6 protein-coding genes are annotated in these 7,994 nt (G+C 64.8%); 4 read left to right on the top strand and 2 right to left on the bottom strand.

Annotation, left to right across the window (positions count from 1 at the left end; translation table 11 throughout):
- Positions 1-139: 139 nt before the first annotated feature.
- The 3 genes from RBB39_RS22350 (at position 140) to RBB39_RS22340 (ending at position 3,921) form a co-directional block, all read left to right on the top strand.
- Positions 140-664, top strand: coding sequence for an invasion associated locus B family protein (locus RBB39_RS22350; RefSeq protein WP_045992593.1), 525 nt, complete (start codon positions 140-142; stop codon positions 662-664).
- Positions 665-1,120: 456 nt separating this feature from the next.
- Complete coding sequence (locus RBB39_RS22345) at positions 1,121-1,585, top strand: (2Fe-2S)-binding protein (RefSeq protein WP_045992594.1); 465 nt, start codon at positions 1,121-1,123, stop codon at positions 1,583-1,585.
- Complete coding sequence (locus RBB39_RS22340) at positions 1,582-3,921, top strand: molybdopterin cofactor-binding domain-containing protein (protein ID WP_045992595.1); 2,340 nt, start codon at positions 1,582-1,584, stop codon at positions 3,919-3,921. Before RBB39_RS22345 ends, RBB39_RS22340 begins: the two co-directional genes overlap by 4 nt.
- Before the next feature lie 118 nt (positions 3,922-4,039).
- On the opposite strand, the gene RBB39_RS22335 is transcribed toward RBB39_RS22340, so the two are convergent.
- Together RBB39_RS22335 and RBB39_RS22330 are read right to left on the bottom strand one after the other, a co-directional pair.
- On the bottom strand, positions 4,040-5,098 hold the full coding sequence (locus RBB39_RS22335; protein WP_045992596.1) for a spermidine/putrescine ABC transporter substrate-binding protein: 1,059 nt from the start codon (positions 5,096-5,098) through the stop codon (positions 4,040-4,042).
- Positions 5,099-5,275: 177 nt separating this feature from the next.
- On the bottom strand, positions 5,276-6,982 hold the full coding sequence (locus RBB39_RS22330; protein WP_240184333.1) for a murein L,D-transpeptidase: 1,707 nt from the start codon (positions 6,980-6,982) through the stop codon (positions 5,276-5,278).
- A gap of 215 nt (positions 6,983-7,197) precedes the next feature.
- Between RBB39_RS22330 and RBB39_RS22325 the strand changes: the two genes are divergently transcribed.
- On the top strand, positions 7,198-7,953 hold the full coding sequence (locus RBB39_RS22325; RefSeq protein WP_083970384.1) for a murein L,D-transpeptidase catalytic domain family protein: 756 nt from the start codon (positions 7,198-7,200) through the stop codon (positions 7,951-7,953).
- Positions 7,954-7,994 lie beyond the last annotated feature (41 nt).

The following is a 7,994-nucleotide window of genomic DNA, read 5'->3' as shown; positions in this document are numbered from 1 at the left end:
GGGAAAAAGAGAAAATCCGACATGGCGCCGTGGTCAGTGCCCTTAACCCCTCGCGACAGTCGCCAACAGGCCCCATTCCGTGTTGAACTATGCCCCGAGCCTTTGTCTGCCAATGGATTTGGAAAGGAGCCTGCCGTTTATGTTCAATCGCCTTGCGTCCGGCCTGCGTGCCGCCGGTGTGCTGAGCCTGCTGGCGCTGTCGCCGCTGACCTTCGCCCAGAGCACCGGTAATGCCGGACCCGCCGTCAACACCGAAACCTTCCAGTCCTGGGAGGTCAACTGCCCGGTCAACCCGTCCGACGGCTCCTGCTCCATGACCCAGCTGGTCAATGGTGCCGATGGCGAGCCGGTCCTTCGGGTCGTGGTCGGCAACCCTGCTCAGCTGGACGGTTCTGCCATGACCTTCCTGGTTCCGCTGGGCGTACGTCTGGCCCCAGGCCTGCAGCTCAAGGTCGATACCAATGAGCCGGTGGGCATGCCCTACCAGGTGTGTGTGCCCCAGGGCTGCCGTGCCGACATCCCGCTGCAGCCGCAACTGCTCAACCAGTTGAAGGCCGGCAGCACCGCCACCGTCAGCATCGTCAACCCGCGCGGCCAGCGTCAGGACCTCAACGTGTCGCTGATGGGCTTCAGCGCCGCCAAGGATCGCGTCGACCAGAACTGATCGATCCTTCACGCCACCCGCCTTCGGGTGGCGTGTCCCTAACCTCTTTCCCCTCCTGTCTCTTCTCCCCACCTGTCGATTTTCTGCCAGTCGCATTGTTACCGATCTTGCGCTCGCGCATTCCTTTGGCCCCTTCTCCCCGCTGGCGTTTTCGGTCGGCAGAGCCGAGGCCGTGCTACGGCACTCGTGCACCTAAGTACGCTTAGCCAAGGGCGCCGACTTCGGCCCACAGTGGAACAATAAGTTGCAGGTAAATTGCCTATGATCAGCTGCAGGGGCAAAGCCTCGACCGTGACACGCTAAGGCAACGGCAAACATGGCGACAACGACCAGTGCGGCGCCAGTGAAGAGCGCAGCGATATCGCAAGCGCATCGACACTAAAGAGCGCAGCGCCAACAAAGAGCACAGCGCCAACAAAGAGCGCATCGACAACAACAAGCACCAGGAGGTGAACGGTGATAACCCTGACGATCAACGACCAGCAGCATGAACTGGACGTGCCCGAGCAGATGCCGCTGCTGTGGGCGCTGCGCGATGTGGTGAATCTGACCGGCACCAAGTTTGGCTGCGGCATGGGGCTGTGTGGCGCCTGCACCGTTCACCTGGACGGCGCCGCCGTGCGCTCCTGCGTCACGCCGGTAGCGGCGGCCGCGGGCAAGCGCGTGACCACCATCGAGGCCATGGCCACCGACGCTGTCGGCAGCAAGGTGCAGGAGGCATGGCTGGATGTCGGCGTGGCCCAGTGCGGCTACTGCCAGGCCGGCCAGATCATGAGCGCAACCGCCTTCCTCAAGGACAACGCCAACCCCAGCGACGATGACATCGCCAGCGCCATGGGGGGCAACATCTGCCGCTGCGGCACCTACAACCGGATCCGTACCGCGATCCATCGTGCAGCCGGACAGGAGGAGCAGGCATGAACCGTACCGTCGATACGCTGCTGCTGGCCAACGTCAGCCGCAGACGCTTTCTCCAGGGACTGGCCGCCGGAAGCGCGCTGGTGGTAGCCGCCCGCTGGGACCTGGCCGCCGCCGCCGAGGACAAGCAGTACGGCGCCGCCGGCATGGCCTACGGCTGGGTCGACAATCCCAACGTGTTCATCCAGATCGACGAGGACGGCAGCGTCACCGTGACCAACCATCGCGCCGAGATGGGCCAGGGCATCCGTACCAGCCTGGTGATGGTGGCCGCCGATGAGCTGGGTGCCGACTGGAGCAAGGTCAAGGCTACCCAGGCACCGGGGGATTCCGACACCTACGGCAACCAGGACACCGACGGCTCGCGCAGCATGCGCCACTGGTTCGATCCCATGCGGCGGGCCGCCGCGTCGGCCCGTCGGATGCTGGAACAGGCCGCCGCCCAGCGCTGGGACGTACCTGTAGACGAATGCCAGGCCGGCGTCCACGTCATCGTCCACACGCCTAGCGGGCGCGAACTCGGCTTCGGCGAGCTGGCGGCGGCGGCCAGGGAGCTCGATATCCCCTCTCGAGACACCCTCTCGCTCAAGCCAGAAAGCGAATGGCGACTGATCGGCAAGTCCCTCGGCCCCAGCCACGACAGTGATAACGGCAACCTCGAGCGCGCCCCTGCGGTGGATGGTGAGGACATCGTCAGCGGCAAGGCCGTCTACGGCGGCGACATGCGCCTGCCGAACATGGCCTACGCGGTGATCGCGCGCCCCGATGTGCTGGGTGCAAGCGTCGCCAGCGTCGATGACAGCGAGACGCTCAAGATTCCCGGGGTGATCAAGACCGTCAGGCTCGAGGGCACCTCCCAGCCGTCGTCCTTCCACCCGCTCGGCGGCGTGGGGGTGATCGCCGACAACACCTGGGCGGCCATCGAAGGACGCAAGGCGCTCAAGATCCAGTGGAATACCGAAGGGCTCGACGCCAACGCCGGCTACGACACCAAAAGCTACCGCGAGATGCTCGAGCAGCGCGCCGATTCCCCCGGCAAGGTGCTCAGAGCCAGCGGCGATATCGAGGCGGCGCTGGCCGACGCCGAGTCCCGCCACAGCGCCACCTACTACATGCCTCACCTGGCCCATGCCACCATGGAACCACCGGTGGCCATCGCCCGGGTAAGCGCAGACGGTGCCGAGACCTGGGCGCCGGTGCAGGACCCGCAGAGCGCCCGCGACCAGGTCGCCGAGCAGCTCGGCATCGACGGCGCCAGCGTCAAGGTCAACCAGACGCTGCTGGGCGGCGGCTTCGGGCGCAAGGCCAAGCCCGACTTCGTGGTGGAGGCGGCGCACCTGAGTCGTGCCCTCGACGGCCGCCCGGTGCAGCTTCAGTGGACCCGCGAGGACGACCTTCACCACACCTACTTCCACGCGCTGTCGGTGGACCGCCTGGAAGCCGGTCTTGGCAGCGACGGCAAGGTCCAGGGCTGGCGTCATCGCACCCTGGCGCCGACCATCATGTCGATCTTCCAGGACGACCCCAGGTACAAGGCGACCTACGAACTCGGCATGGGCCTGACGCCCCTGCCCTTCGACATTCCCGCGCTATCGCTGGAAAACGGCGAGGCCCCGGCGCACAAGCGCATCGGCTGGTTCCGCTCGGTGGTCAACCTGCCCCACGCCTTTGCCATCCAGAGCTTCGTTGCCGAACTCGCCGCAGCCGCCGGACGCGATCATCGCGACTACCTGCTGGAACTTCTGGGGCCGGCGCGCGAGATCGACCCGCTGGCCGTCGGCGCCACCTGGAACTACGGCGAGGACCCGGAGCGCTATACCATCGATGTCGGTCGCCTGCGTGGCGTCATCGAGCGGGCGACCGAGGAAGCCGACTGGGGCAAGTCGTTGCCAGAAGGCCGCGGCCAGGGCCTGGCGGTGCATCACAGCTTCTGCTCCTACACCGCCATCGTGCTGGACGTGGAGGTCAACGATCAGGGCAGTGTGATCGTCCACCAGGCGGACGTGGCCTTCGACTGCGGCCCCAGGGTCAACCCCGAGCGCATCCGTGCACAGATGGAGGGCTCGGTGGTGATGGGCATCGGCATCGGCCTGCTGAACGAGATCAGCGCAAGCGGCGGTCGCATCGAACAGGACAACTTCCACCAGTACCTGCTGCCACGCCAGGCCAACGCCCCGCGTGAGGTGCGTGTCCATCTGGTCGACAATCCCGATGCGCCGATGGGCGGCGTGGGTGAGCCAGGGCTTCCCCCGGTGGCGCCGGCCCTGACCAACGCCATCTTCGCCGCCTCCGGCAAGCGCATCCGGGAGCTGCCGGTGGGCAACCAGCTGAAGAGCTGACGTCCACCGAGGTGAGCCCCCTTGCGCGGTGACGTCCGCGCAAAAGCGAGCGGCCAGGCTACCCTGAAAGGGTCGCCTGGCCGCTTTTTTACCGCCATTCCTTGACCGGACGGCTACCTCAACGTGAACGCACCTCGGTCCATAGCTGCTGCAGCATGGTCAGCGATTCCCCCTCGATCAGCGGCGTGGTCACCAGGTGACCGCTGGTCTCGGGATCGAGCCTGGAGGCCTCTCGCAGCGCCTCGTCGACCATCGGCAGGGCGGCCTCGTTGGGGGTTCTGTAGTAGGCATAGTTCGCCGCCTTGGCGGCATTTTCCGGACGCATCATGAAGCTGATGAAGTCCTGGGCCAGCTGCGGATGAGGGGCTCTCGCCGGCACCACGAAGGTGTCCATGCCGAGCTGGGCGCCTTCCTCGGGGGCGAAGAAGGCCAGATCACCATAGATCTCGGGAGAATCGGCCTTGCGGTAGTCCACGTCGCCGCTGTAGGTCACCGCCACTGCGCTGACGCCTCGGGCCACCTGCTCCACCGCCGCGGTACTGTCGACGAAGCCGGTGAAGTTGCCCCGCTCCAGGGTCTGGCTGACCAGCTTGGCGGCGTTGATCCAGGCCTCCTGACCGACGCAGTCGAACCCAGCTCCCTGGTAGGCGCAGGCCATGCCGAGTGATACCTGGGGATCGCCACCCAGCAGCGCGAAGGGCTGGTCGGGATTGATCTCGGGGTCGAACAGCACGCTCCAGGAGTGCGGCAGCTCGTCGAAGGTGCTGGTGTCGTAGACGATACCGGTAACGCCCCACAGGTAGGGCACGCTGTAGCGCTCTTCGGGGTCATAGGGCGGCTGACGGAAGGCTTCCATCAGATCCTCTCGCCCCTGCTGGATGCGCGGGTCGTCGAGTTCCCTCACCAGGCCGGCGTCGATCAGCCGGGTGACGTAGTAGTCGGTGGGCACCACCACGTCGTATTGAGCGTCACCACCGGCGGCCAGCTTGGAGAACATCTCGGCGTTTGAGGTGAAGTAGTTCTGCACCACCTCCACCCCGAACTCCTGCTCGAAGGCCTCGACCAGCGCCGGGTCCATGTACTCGGTCCAGTTGAACAGAAACAGCTTGTCGTCATCCTGCGCCCAGACACCGGTACTGACCATGCCCAGTGCTGCCACCGCCATCCATCGTTGCATGACTTCGCCTCATTCCATGTCGTTGTTGTTTGATCTTGTCTGAAAAGCGCTTGGTTCGCAGGCAAATAATGCGCCAGCCAGACAGCGTTGTACAACGCGAAACTGACAGGCCCGCCCCTCCCCCTCACAAGGCACGACGCCGCTTGCAAGAGCGGCGTCGTGGATACTCCAGGCCTGTTACAGGATGACGGGGGCATCCAGCGCCGTTACCACCGCCTGGTCGCGGTCGTAGATATCGGGACGAAAGGCCAGGTGGCCGTCGGTCTCGGGTTGCACCGTCCAGTAGTTGAGCACCACCGGTATGCGCCGATCCAGACGCACGTTGCGGGTCTTGCCGTCGTTGATCAGGCGGCCGACGTTGGCGGAGGTGTCCGAGTCGTCGAACAACAGCTGGGCCAGCTCCGCCACCCCTTCCACGCGGATACAGCCTGAGCTCAGCGCACGCTGAGTACGGTTGAACAGCCCTCGCGACGGGGTGTCGTGCAGGTAGACCAGGTGGTCATTGGGAAAACGGATCACGACCCTCCCCAAGGGGTTGCGAGGCCCGGCCCCCTGGCGCAGCATCACCCCGCCGGGGCTCGACCAGTTGACCGAATAGGGATCAACGCGCTTGCCGGAGGGTGATAACGCCACCATGTCACGGCTGGCCAGATACCCCGGATCGCGCTTCACTCGAGGCAGAATGTCCTCACGATAGATCGTGGGTGGCACCGTCCAGGTGGGGTTGAGGGTCAGGTGGGTAATCTCCGAACGCAATGTCGGCGTGCGCCGGTAGGGTTGGCCGACGACGATACGTGAGCGCCAGACGTCGCCGTCGGGGCGGAAGTAGCTGAGCCGATAACCGGCGATATCGACCAGCACGAAAGAGTCCGGCAGGCCATGCAGCAGCCAGCGGGCACGCTCCAGGTTGGCGCGGATCTGATCGATGCGAAAGCCCACCGGAAGATTGAGCGCGCTCTGGGTATTGGGTCCGACCACCCCATCGTCGGCGAGCAGGTGGCGGCGCTGAAAACGGCGTACCGCCTCGGCCAGGGTGCTGTCGTACACCTCGGCTTCGGGGGCCTCGAGTTCCACGTGCGGGTAGTGGCCGGTGTCGGCGGACATCACTTCCAGTTCACCGATCATCGCCAGGCGCTGTCGCAACAGCGCGACGTCGGTGTCCTGATCGCCGGGACGCAGCGGCGTCTCGCGACTCGGCAGCAGTGGCCAGCCCCCCAGACGTTCGATGTTGCGATAGCGTGCCAGGGCGGCCCTCAGCTGACGATACGGCTCGAAAGGAGGCCGTGCCAGCGCCAGCGCAGCCTCGACATCGCCGTCGTCCAGGGCACGCGACAACGCCACCAGGTCGAACGTCGGTGGCGCAATATCGACCTCCCAGTCACTGTCGATGCGGTGCGGATCCACCTTGCCACGTTGCAGATGGGCCATGGCGGTCAGCAGCGTTTCGGTGGCCTCGAGCTCGAAGCCTCCGGGGGTCTCGAGATTGGCCCCTCTGGCCCGGCCAAGCAGCGCGTCGGGCGCGTAGTCCGAGGGTGAGAGCCCATCCTCCTCGAGCGTCCTGAGTCCGTCGGCCAGGGCCTCCACGCGGCCCATGTCGGTCCACACCGGACGCTGGCCACGCAGACTGTAGAATCGCTGCGCCATCTCGGAGGCGCCGACCAACTCGTTGGCCAGGGGACCCGGCACGACCCCGTCGAGATCCTGAAGGTTCTGCTCGACGCTGGCATCGCTGGCAAGCCCCTGGCCGTTGGCGCCCTCGCCACTGACGTCGCTTCCATCGCTTGCCGTTGCCCCCCAGACCGGGGTAACCAGCAGACCATAACAAAGCGCTATAGCGACACCCCTCCTTGGCATGAGTCGCAATAGAACATTTGGGCTAAACATGGCATCTACTCCCTGCAACATGACGTCAATACTGGCCATCCTGGGCGGTATTGTCATAATAGAGTCGTCGGTATCGGGTTCCGCCGAGCCGACCTTATTTTTCTAGCGTGCGCGAAGATCATGTTTCTCCGCTCTGTGTATTAGCGTATCGCGTTATTTGATCTTGCGTAACGCCTGTTCGCGTATCCGCGACATCACCGACAGGAAGCCTAGAGATGTCACGAAGCTCCTCTCATGACAATGCATCACCTCGTCTCTCGATTTTTCGTTACCTCTTATTATTGACCCTAAGTGCCTTTTTTGCGGCGCCTGTTCTCGCTCAGGACTTTCTCAGGACATCCGTCAGGGCGAATGCGCCGTCAGCCACATCGCTCGAACAGACCCTGGCCCGCCTCGCCCCCAAGGCCAACCCGGGGGTACTGCGCCTGGCCGCACGGGCGCTCAACTGCGCCGACCCCGGCGCCGAGCGCCTGGCGGTCATCGACTTTTCCCTGCCTTCAACCGAACGCCGCCTGTGGGTCTTCGACCTGCGCCAGCCCAGGCTGATGTTTCGCGAATGGGTGAGCCACGGCAAGAACTCCGGCGACGCCATGGCCACGCTGTTCTCCAACGTGCCCGAGAGCTACCAGTCGAGCATCGGACTGTTTCGCACCAAGAACAGCTATGTAGGCAGCAACGGCTATTCCCTGCGACTCGAGGGTCTTGAGCCGGGGGTCAACGACAACGCCTTCGATCGCGCCATCGTGATGCACGGTGCGGACTACGTCAGCCAGGAGTTCATCGACCGTACCGGACGCATCGGCCGCAGCCACGGCTGTCCGGCGGTACGTACCGAGGTGGCGGTACCCTTGATCAACAGCATTCGCGACAATCAGTACCTGTTCACCTACTACCCGGACCAGCGTTGGCTCAACAACTCGGCCTTTCTGCGCTGTCCGAACAGCAGTGAGCGCCTGGCCCTCAACGACTGAGTCCGTCGCTTGAGGTTCCAGCGTCGGCGTCACCCGCCAGC

This window comes from Halomonas sp. MMSF_3323, from assembly GCF_030733595.1.
In the GTDB taxonomy this organism is placed as follows: Bacteria; Pseudomonadota; Gammaproteobacteria; order Pseudomonadales; family Halomonadaceae; genus Halomonas; species Halomonas litopenaei.
The sequence above is the reverse complement of the archived record's forward strand: the minus strand, read 5'-3'. Positions and strand labels throughout refer to the sequence as shown.

What these genes read in the sequence shown, in the direction of transcription:
- RBB39_RS22330 (WP_240184333.1), bottom strand. Translation starts at nt 6,982, where the DNA reads ATGTTTAGCCCAAATGTTCTATTGCGACTCATGCCAAGGAGGGGTGTC.
- RBB39_RS22340 (WP_045992595.1), top strand. Translation starts at nt 1,582, where the DNA reads ATGAACCGTACCGTCGATACGCTGCTGCTGGCCAACGTCAGCCGCAGA.
- RBB39_RS22350 (WP_045992593.1), top strand. Translation starts at nt 140, where the DNA reads ATGTTCAATCGCCTTGCGTCCGGCCTGCGTGCCGCCGGTGTGCTGAGC.
- RBB39_RS22325 (WP_083970384.1), top strand. Translation starts at nt 7,198, where the DNA reads ATGTCACGAAGCTCCTCTCATGACAATGCATCACCTCGTCTCTCGATT.
- RBB39_RS22335 (WP_045992596.1), bottom strand. Translation starts at nt 5,098, where the DNA reads ATGCAACGATGGATGGCGGTGGCAGCACTGGGCATGGTCAGTACCGGT.